At 37.4% G+C, this 23,420-nt stretch carries 22 protein-coding genes; 8 read left to right on the top strand and 14 right to left on the bottom strand.

The features are described from left to right. Nucleotides 1–67 precede the first annotated feature (67 nt). Nucleotides 68–829, top strand: a complete 762-nt coding sequence (gene yaaA, locus CHB68_RS17375) for a peroxide stress protein YaaA (RefSeq protein ID WP_089263015.1) — start codon at nucleotides 68–70, stop codon at nucleotides 827–829. Between the two features lie 47 nt (nucleotides 830–876). Further along, nucleotides 877–1,242, top strand: coding sequence for a hypothetical protein (locus tag CHB68_RS17370; RefSeq protein WP_089263013.1), 366 nt, complete (start codon nucleotides 877–879; stop codon nucleotides 1,240–1,242). A 2-nt stretch (nucleotides 1,243–1,244) separates the two neighbouring features. On the opposite strand, the gene CHB68_RS17365 is transcribed toward CHB68_RS17370, so the two are convergent. Then, nucleotides 1,245–1,373, bottom strand: coding sequence for a 30S ribosomal protein THX (locus tag CHB68_RS17365; protein WP_089263011.1), 129 nt, complete (start codon nucleotides 1,371–1,373; stop codon nucleotides 1,245–1,247). A gap of 90 nt (nucleotides 1,374–1,463) precedes the next feature. On the opposite strand from CHB68_RS17365, the gene CHB68_RS17360 reads away from it, so the two are divergent. Together CHB68_RS17360 and CHB68_RS17355 are read left to right on the top strand one after the other, a co-directional pair. Further along, nucleotides 1,464–2,123 (top strand): uracil-DNA glycosylase family protein, encoded by a 660-nt coding sequence (locus CHB68_RS17360; protein WP_089263009.1) that lies wholly within the window; start codon nucleotides 1,464–1,466, stop codon nucleotides 2,121–2,123. 278 nt (nucleotides 2,124–2,401) lie between these two features. Beyond that, nucleotides 2,402–4,948 carry a phosphoenolpyruvate carboxylase gene (locus CHB68_RS17355; RefSeq protein WP_089263007.1) on the top strand — a complete coding sequence of 849 codons (2,547 nt, stop codon included), beginning with the start codon at nucleotides 2,402–2,404 and terminating at the stop codon, nucleotides 4,946–4,948. A 70-nt stretch (nucleotides 4,949–5,018) separates the two neighbouring features. Here CHB68_RS17355 and CHB68_RS18640 read toward each other — a convergent pair whose 3' ends face one another. The 13 genes from CHB68_RS18640 to CHB68_RS17295 form a co-directional block, all read right to left on the bottom strand. Further along, the gene (locus CHB68_RS18640) at nucleotides 5,019–5,162 is read right to left on the bottom strand and encodes a hypothetical protein (protein ID WP_179213228.1); all 144 of its coding nucleotides are present in this window, start codon (nucleotides 5,160–5,162) and stop codon (nucleotides 5,019–5,021) included. A 97-nt stretch (nucleotides 5,163–5,259) separates the two neighbouring features. Beyond that, entirely contained in the window at nucleotides 5,260–6,762 is a 1,503-nt protein-coding gene (locus CHB68_RS17350; RefSeq protein WP_089263099.1) for a M20/M25/M40 family metallo-hydrolase, read from the bottom strand. Between the two features lie 207 nt (nucleotides 6,763–6,969). Beyond that, nucleotides 6,970–11,700, bottom strand: a complete 4,731-nt coding sequence (locus CHB68_RS17345; RefSeq protein WP_179213227.1) for an Ig-like domain-containing protein — start codon at nucleotides 11,698–11,700, stop codon at nucleotides 6,970–6,972. Nucleotides 11,701–11,959: 259 nt separating this feature from the next. Continuing rightward, entirely contained in the window at nucleotides 11,960–12,724 is a 765-nt protein-coding gene (trpA, locus tag CHB68_RS17340) for a tryptophan synthase subunit alpha (protein ID WP_089263003.1), read from the bottom strand. Nucleotides 12,725–12,735: 11 nt separating this feature from the next. Continuing rightward, entirely contained in the window at nucleotides 12,736–13,920 is a 1,185-nt protein-coding gene (gene trpB / locus CHB68_RS17335) for a tryptophan synthase subunit beta (protein ID WP_089263001.1), read from the bottom strand. Continuing rightward, nucleotides 13,917–14,522, bottom strand: coding sequence for a phosphoribosylanthranilate isomerase (locus CHB68_RS17330; protein ID WP_245838980.1), 606 nt, complete (start codon nucleotides 14,520–14,522; stop codon nucleotides 13,917–13,919). The genes trpB and CHB68_RS17330 overlap by 4 nt, the downstream gene beginning before the upstream one ends. 17 nt (nucleotides 14,523–14,539) lie before the next feature. After that, nucleotides 14,540–15,328, bottom strand: coding sequence for an indole-3-glycerol phosphate synthase TrpC (gene trpC / locus CHB68_RS17325; RefSeq protein ID WP_089262998.1), 789 nt, complete (start codon nucleotides 15,326–15,328; stop codon nucleotides 14,540–14,542). A 47-nt stretch (nucleotides 15,329–15,375) separates the two neighbouring features. Beyond that, entirely contained in the window at nucleotides 15,376–16,371 is a 996-nt protein-coding gene (gene trpD, locus CHB68_RS17320; RefSeq protein ID WP_089262996.1) for an anthranilate phosphoribosyltransferase, read from the bottom strand. Nucleotides 16,372–16,439: 68 nt separating this feature from the next. After that, nucleotides 16,440–17,003: an anthranilate synthase component II gene (locus tag CHB68_RS17315; RefSeq protein WP_089262994.1), complete on the bottom strand. Its 564-nt coding sequence runs from the start codon at nucleotides 17,001–17,003 to the stop codon at nucleotides 16,440–16,442. Nucleotide 17,004: 1 nt separating this feature from the next. Next, on the bottom strand, nucleotides 17,005–18,402 hold the full coding sequence (locus CHB68_RS17310) for an anthranilate synthase component I family protein (protein ID WP_089262992.1): 1,398 nt from the start codon (nucleotides 18,400–18,402) through the stop codon (nucleotides 17,005–17,007). Nucleotides 18,403–18,662: 260 nt separating this feature from the next. Then, nucleotides 18,663–19,244, bottom strand: coding sequence for a YceI family protein (locus CHB68_RS17305; protein WP_089262990.1), 582 nt, complete (start codon nucleotides 19,242–19,244; stop codon nucleotides 18,663–18,665). Between the two features lie 29 nt (nucleotides 19,245–19,273). Beyond that, nucleotides 19,274–19,906, bottom strand: a complete 633-nt coding sequence (locus CHB68_RS17300; RefSeq protein WP_089262988.1) for an NAD(P)H-dependent oxidoreductase — start codon at nucleotides 19,904–19,906, stop codon at nucleotides 19,274–19,276. Nucleotides 19,907–19,915: 9 nt separating this feature from the next. Then, a complete protein-coding gene (locus CHB68_RS17295; RefSeq protein ID WP_089262986.1) occupies nucleotides 19,916–20,362 on the bottom strand; it encodes a MarR family winged helix-turn-helix transcriptional regulator in 447 nt (148 codons plus the stop codon). Between the two features lie 138 nt (nucleotides 20,363–20,500). Between CHB68_RS17295 and CHB68_RS17290 the strand changes: the two genes are divergently transcribed. Genes CHB68_RS17290 through CHB68_RS17275 form a run of 4 tightly spaced genes read left to right on the top strand, consistent with a single transcriptional unit; the run spans nucleotide 20,501 to nucleotide 23,391 of the window. Beyond that, the gene (locus CHB68_RS17290; RefSeq protein ID WP_089262984.1) at nucleotides 20,501–20,809 is read left to right on the top strand and encodes a rhodanese-like domain-containing protein; all 309 of its coding nucleotides are present in this window, start codon (nucleotides 20,501–20,503) and stop codon (nucleotides 20,807–20,809) included. 54 nt (nucleotides 20,810–20,863) lie between these two features. Beyond that, the gene (locus tag CHB68_RS17285; RefSeq protein WP_089262982.1) at nucleotides 20,864–22,141 is read left to right on the top strand and encodes a DUF2851 family protein; all 1,278 of its coding nucleotides are present in this window, start codon (nucleotides 20,864–20,866) and stop codon (nucleotides 22,139–22,141) included. 11 nt (nucleotides 22,142–22,152) lie between these two features. After that, nucleotides 22,153–22,380, top strand: coding sequence for a PspC domain-containing protein (locus CHB68_RS17280; protein WP_089262980.1), 228 nt, complete (start codon nucleotides 22,153–22,155; stop codon nucleotides 22,378–22,380). A 3-nt stretch (nucleotides 22,381–22,383) separates the two neighbouring features. Further along, a complete protein-coding gene (locus CHB68_RS17275; protein ID WP_089262978.1) occupies nucleotides 22,384–23,391 on the top strand; it encodes a potassium channel family protein in 1,008 nt (335 codons plus the stop codon). The last annotated feature ends 29 nt before the right edge of the window (nucleotides 23,392–23,420 follow it).

Genomic DNA, 23,420 nt, shown 5'->3' with positions numbered 1-23,420 from the left:
CTTATATAAGATTCTATTGGTCTTCCCTTATTTCCTCTTTATTTTTATAGTCAAATAAAATTGCATTATGAAAATTATTATTTCGCCGGCCAAATCATTGGATTATGAGAGTACACTTCCTGTAAAGGAATATACGCAACCCAATTTTATAGATGATGCCATTAAGCTCAATAAGATATTGTCCAAGAAAAAACCTAAGGACCTGTCAGAGCTTATGTCCATATCAGATAAATTGGCAGAATTGAATTGGCAGCGAAATCAAGATTTTACCACTCCTTTTACACCAAAAAATGCCAGGCAGGCAATTTTTGCGTTTAGTGGAGATGTGTACCAAGGGTTGGATGCCTATTCCATGTCAGAGGATAAAATAATGGAACTCCAACAAAAGCTACGAATTTTATCGGGCCAATACGGTATTTTAAAACCTCTGGACCTTATGCAACCTTACAGATTGGAAATGGGTACCTCGTTAAAAATTGGAAGAAAAAAAAACCTGTACGAATATTGGGGAGATAGGCTAACCAAATTTGTAAATAATGAGATGAAAGAAGGAGAATTGTTGGTCAATCTTGCCAGTAATGAATATTATAATGTATTACAGCCCAAAAATATTAAGGCAACTATCATTACTCCCGTTTTTAAAGATTGGAAAAATGATAAACTAAAAATCATCAGTTTTTTTGCTAAGAAGGCTAGGGGGTCTATGGTACGATATATCATTGATCACAATGCAAATACCTTGGACGAAATAAAAGGATTTAATTTGGATGATTACCAATTTAGCCCAGAACATACCGTAAAACAGAACCAGCCCGTATTTATAAGGTAAAATATTATCTACGCTTTTACGTTATTGACTATAGTTAAATAACATATATGAAAAGGGTATTTTTACTTGCTGTTCTTGGTTTGGTTCTTTTGTTTTCTTGTACCGATAGGGATGATAATATTGATATGGTCAACATAAGGATACAAAATAGTACCTCATTCTTTTTTAACGAGGTACGGGTAACCCAACGCGACACCGTTTATGAAAATATTGCACCTGATGAATTTTCATCATATTTGGAATATGATACGGCATACCAAACTACAGCATTGACCATTTTAACAGATTCAACAAGTTATAATTATTTTCCTGAGGAAGTGCCTTCAGATACATTGCCTGTTGGTTTTTATACGTATCAAATAACCATTGATGAAGAGGAAAATATAGCGCTGACATTTAGAATAGATGAATAGTTTTATTTTTTCTTGCTCACCTTTATTTTTTCTTCAACTGTAGGTCTTTTTTTAATTTTCCTAGGTCTTCTGGCTCCATAGGAATTATTTGAAATTTTTCCTTTTTTAGATTTTTTGTCTCCTTTGCCCATAATTTAAGTTTATACATTCATTTAAAGTTAGTAATTTAGAAAGGAATGGTTATTTTCTTGGACTCATGTAATTAAACCCTTGACCCGTTTATGTTTTTACATACCCATCCTTACAAACCATTTATACAAAAAGATACGGTAAAGTTAATTGTAGGTACCTTGCCGCCACCAAGGTTTACCACCGGAGAATTAAAGGAGGGTGATGTAGACTTCTGTTATGGCAGTCGTGATGGTCAATTATGGCCCATATTGGACCGTATCTTCAATTTAAACTTAAGGTTTGAGACCACACAAGAAGCGGTAGACCAACGAAAGCGCTTTCTTAAACAACATAAAATTGGTATATGTGATATAGTCGCTGCGGCCAAAAGAAATAAAATAGATGCTTCCGATATTGGCATGCAACAAATTGTTCTGCGTAATGTTTTATCCTATCTTGAGGAATATCCTAAAGTAGAAACATTATTGTTTACGGGGGGTAACAGTAAAAATGGTCCGGAATATTTTTTTCGTAAGCACTTAAAGGATTACGGTATCTCCTTAAAAAAAATTAGCGATGAGGTTCCTAGGATACATAGGTTTATTCATCCAAAAACAGGAGTGGAGATTAAGACCGTATCGTTAACGGCACCATCCGGGGCTGCAAATAGGGCAGTTGGGAGTTTGGAACGTTACAAAAAATTAAAATTGAACAACCCGGAGTTTACTACATTGGATTTTCGTGTAATGCAGTATAAGGATTTTTTTTAAAAGTGGTATAAACTAAAAAGAGTCTTGCTTTGTAGACAAGACTCTTTTACGAGAACACTATATGAAAATGAAAATTTATTTACTTAATTACAAAGTAAAGGTATAGGGGTAGTGCGGTTTTTTGGAATATTTGTTGTGAATACGTACAATTTTGTGGTATCCTGCCAGTATTCTGATATTTCGCTAAAATCATGCCCTAGATTCTTTAGGATTAGCGATATTTATACACGAAATTTATCATGTTTGCCAAATAGTTAGTGGCATAAAGTTTTTGAAATATGCAGCAAAAAGAAAGGTTGGCAGAATTTAAGAAGTCTGTCCAGAATAAGTTTAATGTTTACAATAGTCTATTTCTTAATCTTCCGTACGAGAATATTGAGAATGTAGGTATGCTAATTCCTTTATTACTGAATCAGTCGGAAAAAGGGTTGAGCAACGGGTTAAATCCCCAGGAAATCCTAGAAAACTTTTTTGAGAATTTTGTGGATACAAAATCTGAAAAGGAGCAAATAGATTTTATGTTTCGCATTATACAATATGTAGAGCGCCAAGTGGTGCTTTATGATAGTGTGGAAGATGCGGCGTTTCCAAAATTGCACAAGCACTCTAGTTCATTATCGTTAAAGGACTATTTTCAGTTGGTTGAGAAGAACAATGCGTGGGATACCATTTGGGACAAGTTAAGCACGTTTAGTGCAAGAATTGTTTTAACGGCCCATCCTACACAATTCTATACCCCGGCGGTTCTTGATATTATTACCAATTTAAGGACGCTTATCCTTGAAGATAAAATAGATGAAATAGATGTGGGGTTACAGCAATTAGGCCTTACCTCTTTGATCAATGCTAAAAAACCCACTCCTTTAGATGAGGCCAAGAATATTATCTATACCCTAAGACATGTGTACTATGATGCCATTGGTGATATGTATGCCTATATAAAGGGAAGTGTTGGTGCTAAAAAGTTTGAGAACCATGATATTGTTAAGTTAGGTTTTTGGCCTGGTGGAGATCGTGACGGTAACCCGTTCGTAACGGCAGATATTACCAAGGATGTAATGAACGAACTACGGTTGACCTTAATGAAATGCTATTACAATGATCTTAAAGGATTGTTGCATAAACTTACGTTCAAGGCGGTGCAGGAACCTTTGCATAAACTTCGGTCCAATTTGTATATTGCTATGTTTGATAGTACTAAGGATATCGGTTATGATGATCTAATAGTACCCTTGGAAGAAATTCGTGCAATTTTAATTGATAAATACCAGAGTCTTTACTTAAGCGATTTAGATCGTTTTATAGATAAGGTGAAAATTTTTAAGGTACATTTTGCTACAATAGATATTCGTCAGGACCATAGTATGCATACTAAGGTAATGACCGAGGTTTTAAAAAAACATGGCCTAATAAAAACCGAACTCAGCGAATTATCCCAAGACCGACTCATAGATATTTTATTACATGAAGACCTTCAGTTGACAGCTAATGATTATGACGAGGAAATCGTAAAGGATACTATTAAAAATATTTGGCAATTACAGACTATTCAGGAAAAAAATGGGGAGGAAGGCTGTAACCGTTATATCATAAGTAATTCTGAAGATGTATTCTCCATACTTTTTGTTTACGCTTTGTTTAGATGGTGTGGTTGGTCAGGCAAGAATATTACTTTTGACATTGTTCCTTTGTTCGAAACCATGAACGGTATGGACAATGCCGAGGCAACTATGCAGTTCTTGTTCAATTTACCGGAATACAAGGCGCATTTGGAGGATAGGAATAAAAAGCAGACTATAATGCTAGGCTTTTCTGATGGTACCAAAGATGGTGGTTATCTCAAAGCCAATTGGTCCATTTTAAAGACCAAGGAATCACTTTCCGCCGTATGTGAGGAAAATGATATAGCGGCAATATTTTTTGATGGTAGGGGAGGTCCACCGGCAAGGGGTGGCGGAAAAACACATCGTTTTTATGCAGCGCAGACCAATAAAGTGGCCAATAACGAAATTCAATTGACCATTCAGGGACAGACCATTACCAGTACGTATGGAACAAAGGAACAGTTTATCTATAACAGTGAGCAGCTATTGACTGCAGGGCTGTCCAATACCATTTTAGGAAAGGAAATAACTATTTCCGATGCTGATAGGACATTGATCGAAGAACTTTCTGAATTGAGCTTTAAAAAGTATGACGCTCTAAAACACCATGACAAATTTATGCCGTACTTGGAAAATATGAGTACGCTTAAATATTACACCAAGGCAAATATTGGTAGTAGGCCGGGTAAACGTGGTAATAAGGCCAAACTGGAACTTAGTGATTTGCGTGCAATCTCCTTTGTGGGATCTTGGAGCCAATTAAAGCAAAACGTTCCTGGATATTATGGAATAGGATCCGCACTCAAGACCTTGGAGGATGATGGCAGGTTTGAAGAGGCAAAAAGGTTATATGACCAAGTACCTTTTTTCCAAGCTTTGATGATGAACAGTATGATGAGTTTGTCCAAATGCTATTTTGAGCTTACAAGCTATATGAAGGAAAATGAGGAATATGGTGCTTTTTGGGATATTTTACATGCTGAGTATGAACTTTCCAAAGCAATGTTGCTCAAATTGTCCGGTATGGAAATTTTAATGGAAAAAGAAGCCATATCCAGGGAATCAATCAATATAAGGGAAAATATAGTATTGCCGTTATTGGTTATTCAACAATATGCCCTTCAACGCATTGGAGAAGGAACCGAGTATAAGGAATTGTATGAGAAGATTGTTACCCGATCTTTATATGGCAACATTAATGCAAGTAGAAACTCGGCCTAAAAAGCTATAGTGATATCAAATAAAAAGCCCGATCTATATAGATCGGGCTTTTGTATTAAGGTCAATATCGTTACATCTTATTTTGTTGATCTTTTATTGTACCCTTGTCAATATCAAATTTATTGGTATCTACATCCGTATTTCCAGTAGGATTGGTAGGGTTACTTTGTTCAACTTTTCTTTTAAACTTTTTATTATCTTTTATAATTCCCATTTTCTTCGTTTTTTAAGTTCACCTTTAAACTAACAAAAATCAATTATAATTTCCGTTAAGGCACTTGTAAACCTTTGTTAGTAACTGTTAAAACGAATTATTCAGGAACGGTGGTACTATGAAGTATAGCATGGAACAATTGTATTCCATACGCAATCTGTCCTATTTTTAAATTCTCGTTAGGGCTATGCTGATTATTGTCCGGGTTGACCATAGGCACGATAAAAGCCGGTATTTTTAATTCATTGATAAATGGGGATATAGGCACGGTACCACCCATAATTCTAATCTGTACGGGCTTTTCGCCAAATTTGGATTCCATGGTCTTCACTAAGGCATTGCCAAAAGGGTTGGTCAAATCTGTTCTAAAGGCATCCGTTACGTTTCCTTCCATAATGGTAACTATTTTATCGAATTTCATACGTTCTTCCCTAGTAGGGACCGTGGACATTACATGATAACCAAGATTTTTAATATGTTCTTTCACTAAGGATTTCAACCTATTGCCATCGGATTCTGGCACCAATCTTATATCCAGTTCTGCGGTTGCTTCTGCAGGTACGATTGTTCTTGCATTCTTACCGATCCAACCGGAACCCAGCCCCCTAATGTTCAAGGAAGGATATTGTAAAGATTCCTGATAAAAAGAGCCTACCTTTTCCGGATTGGCAATTGCTAAATTTGTATTTATTTCATTGGCATTGTCAGGTACACTTTTTAAAACTGCCATAGTAGCTTCATCTAGTTCTATACCATCATAGAATCCGTTGACGAGAACCCTGCCATCGGTATCCTTTAGAGATGACAATAAATGGGCTAGTTGCATTCCAGGGTTTGGTGCATAATTACCATAGTGTCCACTATGTTGTGGTCTTAAAGGACCATATGTAGTAATGGTCAATGTGGTGATACCTCTACAACCGTATACAATAGTGGGTTTGCCAGAGGAATGAACCGGACCGTCATTGATGATTAAATAGTCCGCTTTTAATAAATCCCTATAGACACGTACCGCTTTTGGCAATGGAGCACTACTTTTCTCCTCTTCGCTATCCAAAATTACTTTGATATTAAAGGGTAGGGTTTTTTGTTCCTTTTGTAAGATGTCAATTGCGTTTAAAAACATGATAATAGGTCCTTTATCATCTGATGTAGAACGTCCAAAAAGTCTCCAGTCGTAGTTGATATCGTCATTCAATGCATCAAAAGATTCGGTTTTCCAACCATCCCCTTCTTTAGATTTTAATACCACTTCGTACGGATTTTTTTGGTCCCATTTTGAAATGTCCACAGATTGGCCGTCAAAGTGCATATAGAATAAAATGGTTGGTTTGTTGTCGTCTATGGGCAAAGCGGCAAAAAATAGGGGTAAACCTTCCGTTTCCAGAATGGATGAGTTAAAGCCTCTTTCCGTAAATTTTTTTCTTAGCCAATACAGGTTGGTATCAATATCATCTGCATTATTGGCATCATTTGGTAATAAAACGAAATCCCTAAGTTCTGTAATGGCATTGGCCACTTTGGACTTTATTAAAGTAGAATCTTGGGCATAGCTTTGGGCGGTGCATATGGTAATTAAAAGAAATAGAAATTTTTTCATATCAATGTTCATCATATATTCTTTAAATGTAACAAAAAGCGTGGTAAATGCGTGCTGATTGACCAGTATCCTTTTACGAATTTTGATGTGTTTATAATTGATGCTAAAATTTTATTTGTCAATGTATTTCTGGGTAGATTATTATTACATTCATAAAAAAAAAGGCCATCTGATCTAGATGGCCTTTTTAAATATTCATAATGACGATTATTCAATTACAATTTGTTTTTGATAATTCCCCAATGACGTAACACCCTCAACAAAATAATAACCTGAGGGCAATTCCTCTACCAATAACCTATAATTATTACCTTCAACCAAAGTGGCTTCAGGGTCATTAAAGGTCTTGACCAATCTTCCCATAGCATCATAAATATTTATAGTCGATATTTCCATGGGGTTGGGGGAATAAAAATATACGTAGATCACAAACGTTGCCGGGTTAGGGGCAATTAGCATTATTATGGGCTCTACGGTAATGGTAGATGTTGCTTCATAATCTCCATATGCAGTTATCGCCGTAATGGTTATTTCTCCTTGTGATAACGCTGTTACCGTTCCAAATTCATTTACCGTAGCAATTGTCTCGTCACTTGAGCTCCAGATAACGGTCTTGTCCGTTGCATCTGATGGAACAATAGTTGCCGGTATGGTCAATTGTTCCCCAACGATCATATTGGCCGTGGTTATTCCTAAGGTCAAACCTGTTACCGGTATATTATCACGGGCTATGGTAAGTTGCTTGCTGTACGTTCCTGTAGTGCTCACACCTTCTACAGTATAAACACCCACTGGCAGATCATTGATAATAAGCCTATAGTTATCGCCTTCTACCAATACCAATGCAGGGTCATCAAAAATTTTGACCAAGATGTTATTGTCATCATAAATACGCAAGGCGGTTATTTCCAAAGGTTCCAATGCATCAAAAAATACATATACCACATAATCCGCTGGTGTAGGGGCCATTAATATAGTTACATTGTTCACGGGGTTGGCACTTACGTTCACCGTGCTTGTAGCCGTAAAATTTCCGTCTACCGTTGTTGCCGTTATAGTGGCAATACCTTCGGATACGCCTGTAATATTACCAGAGCTATCCACGGTTACAATATTGGAATTGTCAGAATTCCATAGTACCGTTTTATCGGTTGCATTTGAGGGAGTTATTGTAGGTATCAACGTTAATTCATTGCCCACCTGTACATTTGCGTTCGGTAAGCTAAGCGTAATTCCCGTTACGGAAATACTTTCCCTGGAAATGCTTAAGGTTTTTTGATAATTACCTATGGTACTTACACCTTCTATCGTATAGTTTCCAATGGGTAAATCTGCTATGGGCAATCTATAGTTTTCACCATCCAAGATAGATGCCGGATCGGTAAATGTTTTTACAAGATTGTTGTTCTGGTCATAAATATGTAAGGTTGTGATGTTCAAAGGCTCAGAATACCCAAAGTATACATAAACCACATAATCTGCAGGGTTTGGGGCAATTAACATTTCAACATTGGGTGCAGAGTTTACCGTAATAAAGGTAGATGCCGTAAAGCCTCCGTCCACGGTCGTTACAGTAACGCTGGCTTCTCCCAAACCTGTTGCCGTTACCTTGCCATTATTGTCCACTGTAGCAACCTGTGGGTTGTTCGTAGTCCATATGACCTCTTTTTCATCTGCATTTTGTGGGGTCACCGTAGCGATTAGGGTGGTGGCTTGGCCTTGGATAAGTGTCAATGTTTCTAGTGAAAGGGAAATACCGGTTACTGGAATTTGGGCACGTTCAACGGAAATTACAGTGGTGTCCATAAATTGACCGTCATTGGTCGTTACCGTAACGGTGGCAGTCCCTTCCTGAATGGCATTTACTACACCGTTAGAATCCACAGTTGCAATGTCATTGTTGTCGGAGGACCAAGTTACCGAGATATCATCGGCATCTGCAGGGCTTACAAGGGCATTCAATTGTTGCGTTGTTCCTTCAATTAAATTTAATGTTTCAGGGGTCAATTCAACCGCCGTGACCCTTATGGGGTCCGGGCAAATTGATGTAATGGTAAAGTCATCAATACCTGCTTCCACTATATCGCCATCATTAGGTCCGTCAGCTGCGGATATCCTAACGACCAAGTTGGAATTTGAAGGAATAATAGCGGTAGCATTGGTCCAACTTGCCACTACGGTCTCATCACCATAAGATGCCAAAGTTGTATAGGTAGCCCCACCGTCAATTGAGTATTCCAAAAGAAAATAATCACCGTTATCGTCACCGGCATCCCGTTGTCCAAAGAAATACCAGATAGACAGTTCCGATTCGTCTACAATGGTATAGGTAGGGGAAGTTGCAATGGCTACTCCTCCGTCCACATCATTAACGCCCACGGATGTGTTGGTCGCGGTGAAGAACGCATTGTTATCCGTAGCGCTATGATCGTCCTCTGGTTGTGTTAGAATACCGGAGGAAGTCTGTGCCGTGGGGTCGGCTATTACGAAAGTACCCTTAGATGCCGTTCCTGATGTAGTCCATTCATTAGCGGAGGTGTTGCTAAAATCTTCAGTTAAATTACGTATTCCGCAAGGTTCGGGGTCCATTTGATCGATCCAATCCCTTATGAGTTGCACCGCCTTGGCATCAACCTGGTTTTTGGAAATTGGGGGCATCATAATACTAGGGTCGACCGAATTTGTTCTGTGGAATATAATAGATTCATCGGCATTACCTGGTACAAAAATACGTTCTCCAGGTATACCTATGGGTGTATTGGTACCCGCATCAAAAAGACCGGTCTGGGCTAGAGTGTTGAACAGTCTAAGGTCAAACCGGGCCCTGTCTCCCGTACCACCGGGCCTATGGCAATACGCACAATTTAAGTCCATATATGACCTTGCTTTTTCATCTAAGGAAGCCAATGGGTCGTCTAATGCCCTATATGTTTGAAAATCAACTGTAGCTGCATCCGTAATGGTTTCGTTTAGCACACCTAAATGACTGAGTGTTACCAATTGGTTTGCGGTACGCCCTGTTTTTTGGTAAGTATAATCACTGTTCAAATATCTAGTATTGGTACCTAGGGCACCACCGGTTGCAGGGTTATGACATGAAATACAATCCTGTGTAGACGGGTAGCTCCATTTTTGTGTGGCGGTACTACCATCTGTTTTGGTAATGGTAATGTTTTCATCTAGGCCATTGGGTAGTAATACGGCATCGGTCTGTTGGTCGTTCCATTTATAGGTTAAAAAATAAAATGACCCTGTACTGGCCTTTATGGAAAACCTGGTTTCCAATCGCTTGGTCAATGACGGATTGTTTTCATCTATGGGCAGCTCAAAATGTTTTATTAGAACACTGCCTACCGGAAATTGCCAATCACCATTTTCGGAAAAAGAAATTTGCTCTGATGGTGTGTTGTGCGTTCCGTTATTTGGAACGGCCATCCAACGTTTTTTCTCGGCACCATCGGACCAAAAGGATTCAATTAGTTCATAGGGTAATATTCCTGAATTTGTTTCCAATGTCTGTAAATTGGTAAAAGCTCCAGTTTCTGATAATAGTTCAGGTACACTTCCCTCTAATTCGCCTTGTTGTCTAAGCTTATACAATTTTACATTATTACCTTGGCTGAGCAGGTATAGCTCCCCATTATGGTCTTCGCCAAATGAAATAATATTTGTGGGCGAGAATTGGGTAATTGTCTCGTACGCTCCCGTTACAATGTCCACTGCCCATATTTCTTCACCTACGCCATAATCTGCACAGATATATTTTCCATAATAATCCGGCATTGCCGCCCCTCTGTAAACATAGCCACCTATAAGTGCATTGGCGTCCGATCGTGGAAATGCCACCAACGGTCCTTCATGTGGCATGCCATCCAATAAATTGGTACAGGAAGTACCACGGTTGTAGTATCCTTCATAGACAGGCCAGCCGTAATTTTTACCTGGTTTAATAATATTGATTTCTTCATGTGTACCTTCACCAATTTCCCCTATATAGAAGGTTCCCGTAAGTTTATCCTTGGTCATTCTATGCGGATTTCTATGGCCTACGGTATAATATTCTTCAAATCTGCTGCCGTCTGGACTTAAAAAAGGATTGTCATTTGGAATACCATAACCAACACCTGAAATTTCATCTGGGAAACGGCCTCCTTGTGGCATTTTTCTTATTGGGGCATGACTCTTATTTGGGTCCTGGTCCACATCTATTCTTAGTACGCCACCATCTAAATCGGTAGTACTGTTCTGTGGTTTGCTATAAGCGGATTGGTCACCTGTTGGGATATACAGAAAACCATCATCACCAAACGCCATTCCACCACCACGGTGAGTGGAACTGAACATACGCATTTTTATCATTTCAAGGTCACTGTTATCAATAACATTCATTGAAACGGGGTCTACCTCTATTCTTTTTAAAATTAAAAAGCCGCCCCAGTAATCTTCCCTGCTGCAACCAAAACCACTTAAGAAGGAATCTGGATAATCTCGTCCTTGTCCATCTTTGGTCGTATAGAAAAGATAAAAATAGTTTTTACCATTAGTACCAAAATCAGGGTGAATGGACAAACCTAAAAAGCCACCGTCCCAAACTACACCAACCTCATTGGAGTAATCTTTTAAAAGATTTTTGCCCGCAACATCGTTCCTATTTTCAAACCAATAGATTTTTCCGTCCCGTTGGCCCACTACCAATTTGTTGGTATTGGGAACCGGCGTAAAGGTCAATGGAGAATCAAAGGTCAAATTTGGAAAAACACTGATGTAGGGATCGCTGGCATTGGATTTATCTGGGAATGCTCCGTTTAAAAAAGCGCCCATAGGTTCTGGACTATCCAAGCCCGATCCCGAAAAATAGGGAATGGCACTTAATAGACATAAGGAAAAGATGCCCAATGCAATTTTCTTGGTACGGACTAATGGTAGTTTTATTTTCATTATGGTTTGGTTTAACCACATAAAAATAGAGGTATGGGCGTTGGAGAGGTCAATTACTCGATTAACACCCAATTTTTTTGGTAATGTACCTTTGATTTAAATAGATGTATATAAAATCTTACAGCTAACTATTTGTAATTGTGTATTTTAGAACATTATTAATTGTAGGATAGCACCACAATGATAATTTCATGGCTAAGTAAAGCTTGGTTAGGTATTAAAAACGGACATCTATATTCTATTTGAAAAGAAAACTTGTTTAGCGAATTTTTTTTACAAATTGTGAGATTGATTTAGGCCCACTTGAGGTCAAAAATTTTATAAATGCTGATCCAATAATTGCGCCTTTGGCAGTTTTTGTAGCTTGCGTAAACGTTTCTTTGTCCTTGATTCCAAAACCAACTATTTGCGGATTTTTAAGGTTCATAGCGGCAATACGCTCAAAATAATTTTCCTGCTCTTTGCCAAATCCTGATTTGGATCCAGTGACACTGGCAGTACTTACCATATAAATAAACCCATTAGAGGCCTTGTCAATTTCGGCAATACGCTCGTTACTGGTCTGTGGAGTAATCAAGAAAACATTGATCAGTCCATATTTTTTGAACAAAGCCTCATATTCCTCTTGGTAGACATCTAAGGGGAGGTCAGGTAAAATGAGTCCGTCTATGCCAATTTCCTGACATTTTTGGCAAAAGGCCTCAACACCATATTGTAATACCGGGTTAAAATAACCCATAATGATCAAGGGTATGGAAACTGATTTGCGTATATCCTTGATCTGTTGAAATAAGATCTCTGTGGTTATGCCATTGTGCAATGCCGCCGTTGAGCTTTCCTGTATGGTAGGTCCGTCAGCTAACGGGTCGCTAAAGGGCAGTCCAATTTCGATCATATCTACCCCGTTCTTTTCTAGGTCTTCTATGATTTGCACCGTATCGTTCAGTGAAGGATATCCAGCTGTAAAATATATGGATAATAGTTTTTTGTCCTCTTTTAATTTGGTGTTGATTCTGTTGCTCATAAGGTGTTATGTTATGCTAACTTAAAATAATCAATATATGTGTTCAAATCCTTATCTCCTCTACCTGATAGACTTATTACGACCACATCATCTTTCTTGAATTTTTTATGATTGAAAATGGCGAATGCATGGCCGGTTTCAATGGCAGGTATGATGCCTTCCAGTTGTGACAGTTCCAATCCTGCTGCCATGGCCTCATCATCTGTTGCGGAATAGAACTCTGCCCTTTTAGACGTGTATAGGTGTGAATGCATTGGTCCTACCCCAGGATAGTCCAGTCCTGCAGATATGGAATATGGTTCTGTAATCTGCCCATCAGCGGTTTGCATCAACATGGTTTTACAGCCATGGATAATACCTATTTTTCCAAGAGCAGACGTAGCTGCACTTTCGCCGGAGTGAATTCCCTTACCAGCAGCTTCAACCGCAATTATACCTACTTCCGGTTCATGGAGAAAATGGTAATAGGTGCCCGCGGCATTGCTTCCGCCACCAATACAGGCTACCACGTAATCTGGATTTTCACGACCTTCTTTCTCTTTCAACTGCCATTTTATCTCTTCGGATATTACGGATTGAAATCTTGTTACCATATCTGGGTATGGATGTGGTCCTATAGCTGAGCCAATGATATAGTGTGTATCTACAGGATTGTTGATCCAATCCCTTATTGCTTCATTTGTGGCATCCTTAAGGGTTCTGCTTCCGGATTTGGCAGGTCTTACTTCTGCACCCAACATTTTCATACGGGCAACATTGGGTGCTTGGCGTGCAATGTCTATTTCCCCCATATACACAATACATTCCATACCCATTAGTGCACAGACCGTAGCGGTAGCTACCCCATGTTGTCCGGCACCGGTTTCGGCAATAATTCTTGTTTTACCGAGTTTTTGGGCCATTAAGATTTGACCAATGGTATTGTTTACCTTATGGGCGCCGGTATGGTTGAGGTCTTCCCTTTTAAGATAGACTTTACAGCCATGTTTTTCTGAAAGCCGTTTTGCATAATATAGGGGAGAAGGCCTGCCCACATAATCCTTTAAGAGTTGATGAAATTCTTTTTGGAAAGATTCTTCATACATCAGCTTTAAATAATTTTGTCGTAATTCCTCTACGTTTGGGTACAACATTTCAGGGATAAAGGCACCACCGAATTCACCGTAGTATCCTTTTTCATCTGCATTATAGTTCATAGCGCTTTTTTAAACTTTTGTAATTCTTCAATATTTTTTAATCCGGGTTGTAATTCAAATTTACTATTGATATCAATGGCATAACAGTTATTGGATTCAGGCAATTCTAAAAATTGCTTGATTTTATCCAGGTTGTTCGGTCCAATGCCTCCACTTAAAAAATAAGGTTTGTTAGACGGATAATTTTTTAGAACAGACCAGTTAAAGGTGTAGCCATTGCCTCCCGGTAATTTTCCTTTCGTATCAAACAGAAAAAAATCACAACAATTTTCATACTGCTGTAATACTCCAAAATCAAACTCATCCTTAATGGAAAACACTTTGATAATGCTCACTTTTTGATTTTCCTTTATAAGGTCCAATGAAATGTTTTTACAATATATTGGGCTTTCCTGTCCGTGAAGCTGAATTCCCTTAAGTTGATGCTTCTTCACCATTTCAATGATATATTTGGGTGTGGCATCTACAAAAACTCCTACTTTGTTAATATGGTGGGGTAGCTGTGGAATTTCAGTGTCAAAAAATCTTGAGGAATGTTCCCAAAAGATAAAGCCAAGGTAATCTGGTCGCAATTGTGCAACCTCGGCCGTATTATGTTTCATTCCACAAATTTTGAGTTTCATTGCGTTTTTAAATTTTTAATGAATGTTTGGGCACTTTTGCCCGGGTCATTGGTCTTCATAAAATTTTCACCAATTAAAAACCCTTTATATCCGTAAGGTCTAAGTTCTTTGATTGCGTCAATGGAGCTGATACCACTTTCGGAAACTTTTACAAAGTCATCCGGAATTAGTTGGGAAAGGGTTTTACTCGTATTTAGACTTACTTCAAAATTCTTGAGGTTTCTATTGTTTACTCCTAACATGTCTAAACTGGGCATTATGGATTTGTGCAACTCTTGCTCATTATGCACCTCTAGTAACACCTCTAGGCCTAAACTTTTTGCAAGCTCGGAGAACTTTTTTATTTCTTGTTTGGTCAAAATAGCGGCTATTAATAAAATAACATCGGCACCAAATGCCTTGGCTTCTATAATTTGATATTCACTAATAATAAATTCTTTACGGAGCAAGGGCAGTTGTACGGATGCCCTGGCCAAGATCAAATCCTCTAAAGATCCACCAAAATATTTAATGTCCGTCAATACGCTCATACCGCAAGCACCAGCTTTCTCGTACCCTTTTGCCACTTGGCCAACGTTGGCGTTTTGGTTAATGCTTTCCTTTGATGGAGACCTGCGTTTAAACTCAGATATAATACCTGTATCACTTATTTTTAGCGCCTTAGCTAAAGAAATTGTACTTCTTTTGAAGAGGGCTGAAGCTTCATGGTATGATATGGATAGTATGGATTTTTTCAAATCTACTTCTTTCCGTTTGTCGGCTACTATTTTATCAAGAATATTCATTAGTTACTGCTATGCATTTGTGTGTTTGACAGATTATTTTTTATTTCTCAATTTCTACTCAGCTCCTGTATTTTTTTCAATGCCGCAAGACCCTTTCCGCTAATTAACGATTCCTTTGCGCGTTCAAAACCTTGAACGGGTGTAAGGTCTTCAACTGTAGCAATGGCAATACCCGCATTGGCACATACCACATTGTTCTGTGCTTCCGTGCCTTTGCCCTGTAATACGTTCAGGAAGATTTGAGCAGAAGTGTCAATGGAATCTCCCCCAACTATATCTGATTGCATAATTTGGCTTACACCAAAATCAGAAGGTTTCAACATACTTTCCGTATGGTTGGAAATAGTCTTTGTGTTACCGGTCAATGAAATTTCATCATAACCGTCCAAAGCATGTAGGACGGTAAAATTTTTATCGGTCTTTTGATAGAGGTAACCATACATACGAGCAAGTTCCAAATTAAAGACACCTACCATTTGGTTTTTTGGAAAAGCGGGGTTTACCATAGGACCCAACATATTAAAGAATGTTTTTACGGCCAGATCTTTGCGAATTGGTGCTACATTTTTCATAGCAGGATGAAAAAGTGGAGCGTGTAAAACGCATATGCCGGCCTGATCGATACATTTTTCCAAAAAACCGGGGTCATTACTAAATTTAATACCTAAAAACTCCATAACATTACTGCTACCACATTTAGAAGAAACACCATAATTACCGTGTTTGGTTACTTTAACTCCTGCACCGGCCGTAACAAATGATGCCAATGTAGAAATATTGAAGGTGTCCTTACCATCACCGCCGGTACCACAAAGGTCAATAGGGTTATAGGCAGATAAATCAACTGGCAGGCAAAGATCCAACAGGGCATCTCTAAATCCTTCCAGTTCCTCAAGGGAAATACTGCGCATCATATATACGGTTAGGAATGCTGCTATCTGACTGGTGTTGTAATCACCTTTTGCAATATTCACTAGAATATGCTTAGCATCCTCCTTGGACAATGTTTCGTGATTAATAAGTTTATTTAGTGTTTCCTTCATTTTTATACTATTAAGTAATAGGCAATTACTACGCTGTTTTCTTGCTTAAGTTTTCTAGTTACTTGGTATTACAGGTTTAACCAATTCTCCAACATCTTTTTGCCTTGTGGTGTCAGTACTGATTCTGGATGAAATTGAACTGCGCGAACATCATATTTTTTATGCCTCAAGGACATTACTTGTCCGTTTTCATCAACTGAAGTAGCTTCTAGTTCATTTGGTAAATTGGCATTTACAACCCAGGAATGATAGCGTCCAACTTCAATTTCCTTTGGCATGTCCGTAAAGATCAGGTCCTCTTTAGTAATGTTTATTTTAGTAGCAATACCGTGGTATACCTCGTCCAAATTAATTAATGAGCCGCCAAAAACCTCTGCTATTGCCTGTTGGCCAAGGCATACGCCAAAAATACTTTTGGTAGGGGCATAGGTAGCGATAATCTGTTTTAAGAGGCCTGCCTCATCAGGTATGCCGGGACCAGGTGATAAGACTATTTTCTGAAAAGCGTCAACTTCATCCAATGTAAGTTGATCGTTACGTTTTACGATTACCTCGCAACCAAGTTCCTCCAGATAATGGACTAGGTTATAGGTAAAACTATCGTAATTGTCTATGACTAATATTTTCTTCATGTTAAATTTCTTCAGCTAATTCCAAAGCTTTGGTCAGTGCTCCCAATTTATTATATGTTTCCTGTAACTCGCTTTCTGGGTTGGATGCCGCAACAAGTCCCGCACCCGCTTGATAATGTAATTTGTGATTTTTGCTTAAAAAGGTCCTGATCATTATGGCGTGGTTAAAATTGCCTTTAAAGTCCATAAATCCAATAGCGCCACCGTAGTAACCCCTACTGGTTTTTTCATACTTTTCTATAAGCTGCATGGCCATATGTTTTGGAGCTCCGCTCAAGGTGCCTGCCGGGAAGGTGTCCGCTACTACTTTCATGGTAGGGATATCTTTCTTTTTCATACCGGTGACTTTGGAAACCAAGTGGATTACATGAGAGAAAAACTGTACTTCCCTATAATTTTCCACTTGTACAACATTACCGTTCCTGCTTAAATCATTTCTGGCCAAATCCACAAGCATGACATGTTCACTGTTTTCCTTATCATCTGCCTTAAGTTCCTTGGCAAGCTGTGCATCTTGCTCATCATTGCCCGTTCTTTTAAAAGTACCGGCTATTGGGTGTATCTCTGCCTTGCCGTCACTGACAATAAGTTGAGCTTCAGGAGAGCTGCCAAAAATTTTAAAATCGCCATAATCAAAATAAAAAAGATAGGGAGAAGGGTTTACGGAACGTAGAGCTCTATATACGTTAAACTCATCTCCTTTAAATCCTTGGGAAAAACGCCTGCTTAATACCAGCTGAAAAACATCGCCCCGTTGGCAGTGTTTTTTAGCAAGTGCAACATGTTCCTTAAATTCCTCATCTTTTAAGTTAGATTCCTTATCTCCCTCTATTTTAAAATTATAGGTGGCAAAGTTTCTGATATGAAGAAGTTGTTCCAACTCAGGAATATTATTTTCAGCTTCATAACAATGCGCAAAAAGGTATGCCTCGTTCTTAAAATGATTTATAGCAATGATATTCTGATATACAGCATAATAGGTGTCTGGAATTTTAATGGAGTCCGGTTTGGGAGATAATGTTACATCTTCAAAATAACGAACGGCATCATAAGCCATATAACCGAATAAACCGTTATTTATAAATTTAAAATCATTACTATCTGCTTTAAAGGTTTTGCTAAAATTATCTATGATATTAACTACATCCGTTTCTGGTGTAATTTCCATTGTTTCTGTATTGCCATCAGGAAATTGTGTATAGATATGTTCGTTTTCAACTTTTATAGATGCAATAGGATTGCAGCAGATATAAGAAAAACTATTGTCGTTAGCATGGTAATCACTACTTTCTAACAGAATACTGTTTGGAAAACGGTCTCTTATTTTTAAGTAAACACTTACAGGGGTTACGGTGTCCGCCAGTATTTTTTTGTGGTATGTTTTAAATTGATAGGTCATAAGGTAATTTGATAAAATAAAGAAGGCTTGTCGTGATGACAAGCCTTTATATAGTTTTACTACAATGATGCTTTGCTCACGATGTTTTTCGTAAGTTGCTCCACCACCAAGTATTTACATTTAAATTTTTCATTGAGCATCAAATATAAAAAGGAAAATTAAACTTTCAAACTTTACGGTATCAAAAAGCAAAATCCCTTTGAAATATATCAAAGGGATTTAAAATTGTTTAAAATTTAATTCTAAAATTAAATAGTAATTTAAAGAGCAAGGTCAACTACCAGGTCAAACTCATCATAGATAGCTTTATCCCCTAAATTATCAAAGAAGCTACCAGAGCCATATTTAATATCAAATTTTGTTCTGTCAACTTTAATCGTAGCTGTAGCTTTGTTCTCAAACATAGAAACAACCAAAGTTACGGGACTGGTAATACCTTTAATGGTCAAGTCTCCGGTAACGGTATAAGACGTATCGTTCATTGGTTTAACTGAAGTAAAAACCAATTTGGAGGTTGGGTGGTTTTCCACTCCAAAAAAGTCGCCAGATTTTAAATGACCTTCCAGTTTTTCTTTTCCTTGTCCAGGTTCTAAATCACTACAAGAGATAGTGGTCATATCTACTACAAACTCACCACCGGTTAATTTTTTACCGTTCATTTCCAAAAAACCTGATTTAAGTTTAATGGTACCATTATGTTCCCCAGTAACTTTATATCCTTTCCATGTTACTGTACTGGCGCTAACGTTTACTTGTTTTTTCTCATCTTCCTTTGGGGTAGAGGCAGTTGCCGTTAATCCAAATATGGCAACCAATGCTAAACTTAATAATGATTTTTTCATTTTTTTTAATTTTTAATGTTTGTGTTTATTTATATATGTGTAATAATTTCTTCTTTGGAATACCTAACCTTTGGGTAATGTTGGGTCTTATCCTCTTTAGAACGATATCCTACGGCCAATACTACCGCCGCGTTCAAGTTATTCTCTGCTAATCCCAATATTTCATTGTATTGAGCTTTGTCAAAACCTTCCATAGGACACGTATCTATTTCCATTTCTGCGGCAATGGTCAATAGGTTACCTAGGGCAATATAGGTCTGGTTTGATGTCCAAGAGTTTTTATGTGCATCTGGCAAACCCATTAGTGCCCCTTTCATCATGTTGGAATATCCTTCAACATCACCTTTGGAAACCCCGCGAGTCTTTATAATATTATCAATATAATTATCTACCAAGCTTTCGTCAAAGGTAGGTTTATTTGCTAATACCAAAAGGTGCGATGCATCTGTTATTTGTGGCTGATCATATGAGGCTTTTCTTAATTTGGACCTAACATCCTTGTCCTCTATAACATAAAAATGATAGGGTTGCAACCCATATGATGAGGCAGTAAGTCTTGCCGCATCTAATAGTATGTTTAAATCTTCTTCAGATACCTTTTTGGAAGCATCGAACATTTTGGTGGCATATCGCCAATTAAGCTTATCTAGAACGTTTTTCATGTTTAGTAATTAAAATTTATCAAGTAAAATATTAAACTCATTTAAATCATTTTCGTTGAAATTTTCTAGAATACGTTTTTCAGTTTCAAAAAGTATACCATCAATTTCCGTAAGGATGTTTAATCCTGTTTCCGTAATTAAAATTTCAACCTTTCTTCTATTCTCCTTGCACACACGGCGCTTTACAAAACCTTTCATAATCAATTTATCTACAAGCCTAGTGGTATTGCTCATTTTTGTTACCATGCGTTCGTTAATGGTAGATAAATTTGCAGGATTTCCTTTCTGACCTCTTAGAATACTTAGTACATTATATTGTTGAATAGAAATTTCATAAGGTTTAAGTGCGGTAGCAATTATTTCATCAATCTTGTTCACGACCAATGATAAATGAATAATTGTGCGCTTGGGTAATGGTATGTTTGTTTTGGTCTTAATAATTTCCTCTACATTCATGTCAATACAATATTTGTATATACAAATGTAATTAGATTTTTATGTAGTTTGTTTTTATTGCGATTAATTTTTTGTTAAATTTTCAGTAGGGTATGATTTTCATAAAAATCGATTATTTTTACCCTATAATTAATTACTATGGCAGATTTATCACAACAAGATTGGGAAGAGCAATTGGAAAACGATCCCAATGCAGTTATACTTGATGTTAGAACAGAAGAAGAATTGGAAGACGGTGTAATTCCCAATTCAATTAATCTTGATATATATAAAGGACAGGAGTTCGTTGAGGAATTACAGAAATTGGACAAGTCCAAAAATTATTATGTGTATTGTAGGTCCGGTAACAGAAGCGGACAAGCGTGTTCCATCATGAATAGTTTAGGAATTGAGAATGCGTATAACCTTCAAGGAGGTTTTATGAATTGGGAAGGTGAGACAGAATAATAATTTCTTATAATAATTTAACCCGCTTTACGGCGGGTTTTTTATTTTTAGGAAATGAAAGAGGATTTACTGCATTATTTATGGAAATACAAAAAATATCCTTTAAACGGTCTGCAGTCCACATGTGGTAAATCTATTCAGGTAAAGAGTTCTGGATTACACAACCAACTAAGCGGTCCGGATTTTTTTAATGCCCAAATAGAACTGGACGGTCAACTATGGGCCGGCAACGTAGAAATCCATATAAAATCTTCAGATTGGTTTGCACATAACCACCAATTAGATGCAGGTTACGACAATGTCATTCTTCATGTGGTTTGGAAAGACGATGTTTCAGTATATAGAAAAGATGGTACTCAAATACCCACCTTATCCTTGCAGGAATATATTTCTGTAGCATTGCTTGAAACGTACAAGCAACTATTCAATACTAAGAATTATAAATTTATAAATTGCGAGAATGAGTTTAAGCAAGTTGATACGTTTATAAAGGAAAATTGGCTTGACCGTCTGTTCATAGAACGTTTACAGGGCAAGTCTGGGGTAATTAATGAATTGTTGAAATTTACAGACAATGATTGGGAATATGTTCTGTTCTTGATGCTTTTAAAAAATTTTGGTTCCAAAATAAATGCAGATGCATTTTTGGCCATTGGTAAATCTATACGCTATTCTATAGTCAGAAAGTTATTTGGGCAACCTTTGGTAATGGAAAGTTTGCTCATGGGGCAGGCAGGGTTGTTAGAACAGGAACCGGGGCTAGATAGTTACTATAATCGGTTATTTAAAGAATATCAATATTTAAAGTCCAAATACCATTTAGTTCAGCCTCTGACCAAACCAAAATTTTTTAAATTAAGGCCACTTAACTTTCCTACCATAAGACTCGCACAGTTTTCCAAAATTTATGCTACCAATAATAATTTGTTTCAAAATTTAATAGATAGGAAAGATGTAGATGCATCTGATCTTGTGAATTTGGGTACAAGTGACTATTGGAATACCCATTACACGTTTGAAAAAGAATCCAATAGGAAAATTAAGCATATTACAGATTCTTTTGTTCAGCTTATTATGATAAATACGGTAATTCCTTTAAAATTTAGCTATCAACAATATATTGGTCAAACAAATAATGATGCATTATTTCAATTGATGGGTACTTTTAAAAGTGAACAAAACAGTATTATTGAAAGATATAGGGACATTGGGGGACAGATTACAAATGCAAAATCGTCCCAAGCTTATCTTCAACTCTACAATGCATATTGTAAAACCGGCAAATGTTTGGATTGTGCTATAGGTGCCCAATTAATGAATATAAAAGTCTAATTTTATACTCCATGAAATTATTTTATAATTTATTGCATTATCTACAAAAAAGAGGTTTTGAAGTGTGCGGTAGAATTGCCGAAAGATTAGGTATAAGAGCTAGGGTGGTAAGGACATCCTTTATATACCTAACATTTGTCACAGTTGGCTTTGGCTTTGCCCTCTATCTTTTTCTGGCATTTTGGCTTAGGATAAAAGATCTCATCTATACCAAAAGAAATTCCGTTTTTGATTTGTAAAATATGATACACCTGTTCAAGTCTAGGATATATTTGGCGTTGGCGTTAATGCTTTTGGTATTGGCGTTTGGGGTAATTGGCTATAGATTTATATCTGATTATTCTTGGGTAGATGCATTTTACATGACCATTATTACCGTAACAACGGTTGGTTTTTCCGAGGTTAGGCCAATGGGTGCGGACGGTAAGATTTTTACGGTTATTTTAATTGTGACCAGCGTTTTCATATTTGGTTATGCCATATCCGTGATTACGGAGTATATGTTGGGAAGAAATTCCTTGCAATTATTAAAAAAGAAGAAGATGAAGAATATTATTGAAAATTTAAATCAACATGTAGTAGTGTGTGGTTTTGGGAGAAACGGTATGCAAGCGGCGGAGAGGTTAAAGGCGTATAAAAGACCCTTTGTCGTTATAGAAAGGGACAAGGAAGTTATTGAACGTTATGAGGATGAGGTTCTTTTTATTGAGGGTGATGCCAATGATGATGAAGTACTAATGACCGCAGGTATTCAAAGGGCACAATACCTTATAGCTACACTACCGGATGATGCGGCCAATCTTTTTGTTGTATTGTCTGCAAGGCAGTTAAAGAAAAATCTTTTTATCATTAGTAGGGCATCATTGGTGACATCGCAAAAAAAGTTGTTTTTGGCGGGTGCGGATAAAGTAATAATGCCAGATAAAATAGGAGGTGACCATATGGCCTCCTTGGTTGTTATGCCAGATTTAATAACGTTTATGGATAAATTATCTATGGAGGGTGAGAACACCACTAATTTGGAAGAAGTGGCCATTGAGGATTTTGCGGATCAAATAGATTGTAATTCGCTTAGGGATCTAGATCTTAGAAAAAAGACAGGGTGCACAATTATTGGGTATATTTCACCTGATGGGGATTATACCATAAATCCTGAGGCAGATTTAAAATTACAGCCAAAGAGCAAGATTATAGTGTTGGGCAGACCGGAACAAATTAAAAAATTGAACAAAATGTTTCATATAGAATAAAAATCTTTATGTCGTATAAATTTGATTGC

The sequence above is a fragment of the Maribacter sedimenticola genome (assembly GCF_900188415.1).
Classification (GTDB): Bacteria; Bacteroidota; Bacteroidia; order Flavobacteriales; family Flavobacteriaceae; genus Maribacter; species Maribacter sedimenticola.
Note: the sequence above shows the minus strand (reverse complement) of the source record. Positions and strands in the feature narration are given on the sequence as shown.

Bases quoted from the DNA above. Each gene is read 5' to 3' on its own strand.
- CHB68_RS17360 (WP_089263009.1), top strand. From the start codon at position 1,464: ATGTTTTTACATACCCATCCTTACAAACCATTTATACAAAAAGATACG.
- CHB68_RS17275 (WP_089262978.1), top strand. From the start codon at position 22,384: ATGATACACCTGTTCAAGTCTAGGATATATTTGGCGTTGGCGTTAATG.
- yaaA (WP_089263015.1), top strand. From the start codon at position 68: ATGAAAATTATTATTTCGCCGGCCAAATCATTGGATTATGAGAGTACA.
- CHB68_RS17295 (WP_089262986.1), bottom strand. From the start codon at position 20,362: ATGAATGTAGAGGAAATTATTAAGACCAAAACAAACATACCATTACCC.
- CHB68_RS18640 (WP_179213228.1), bottom strand. From the start codon at position 5,162: ATGGGAATTATAAAAGATAATAAAAAGTTTAAAAGAAAAGTTGAACAA.
- CHB68_RS17280 (WP_089262980.1), top strand. From the start codon at position 22,153: ATGAAATTATTTTATAATTTATTGCATTATCTACAAAAAAGAGGTTTT.
- CHB68_RS17355 (WP_089263007.1), top strand. From the start codon at position 2,402: ATGCAGCAAAAAGAAAGGTTGGCAGAATTTAAGAAGTCTGTCCAGAAT.
- CHB68_RS17290 (WP_089262984.1), top strand. From the start codon at position 20,501: ATGGCAGATTTATCACAACAAGATTGGGAAGAGCAATTGGAAAACGAT.
- CHB68_RS17285 (WP_089262982.1), top strand. From the start codon at position 20,864: ATGAAAGAGGATTTACTGCATTATTTATGGAAATACAAAAAATATCCT.
- CHB68_RS17350 (WP_089263099.1), bottom strand. From the start codon at position 6,762: ATGAAAAAATTTCTATTTCTTTTAATTACCATATGCACCGCCCAAAGC.
- trpC (WP_089262998.1), bottom strand. From the start codon at position 15,328: ATGAATATTCTTGATAAAATAGTAGCCGACAAACGGAAAGAAGTAGAT.
- trpD (WP_089262996.1), bottom strand. From the start codon at position 16,371: ATGAAGGAAACACTAAATAAACTTATTAATCACGAAACATTGTCCAAG.
- CHB68_RS17330 (WP_245838980.1), bottom strand. From the start codon at position 14,522: ATGAAACATAATACGGCCGAGGTTGCACAATTGCGACCAGATTACCTT.
- CHB68_RS17305 (WP_089262990.1), bottom strand. From the start codon at position 19,244: ATGAAAAAATCATTATTAAGTTTAGCATTGGTTGCCATATTTGGATTA.
- CHB68_RS17300 (WP_089262988.1), bottom strand. From the start codon at position 19,906: ATGAAAAACGTTCTAGATAAGCTTAATTGGCGATATGCCACCAAAATG.
- CHB68_RS17315 (WP_089262994.1), bottom strand. From the start codon at position 17,003: ATGAAGAAAATATTAGTCATAGACAATTACGATAGTTTTACCTATAAC.
- CHB68_RS17370 (WP_089263013.1), top strand. From the start codon at position 877: ATGAAAAGGGTATTTTTACTTGCTGTTCTTGGTTTGGTTCTTTTGTTT.
- trpA (WP_089263003.1), bottom strand. From the start codon at position 12,724: ATGAGCAACAGAATCAACACCAAATTAAAAGAGGACAAAAAACTATTA.
- CHB68_RS17345 (WP_179213227.1), bottom strand. From the start codon at position 11,700: ATGAAAATAAAACTACCATTAGTCCGTACCAAGAAAATTGCATTGGGC.
- CHB68_RS17365 (WP_089263011.1), bottom strand. From the start codon at position 1,373: ATGGGCAAAGGAGACAAAAAATCTAAAAAAGGAAAAATTTCAAATAAT.
- CHB68_RS17310 (WP_089262992.1), bottom strand. From the start codon at position 18,402: ATGACCTATCAATTTAAAACATACCACAAAAAAATACTGGCGGACACC.
- trpB (WP_089263001.1), bottom strand. From the start codon at position 13,920: ATGAACTATAATGCAGATGAAAAAGGATACTACGGTGAATTCGGTGGT.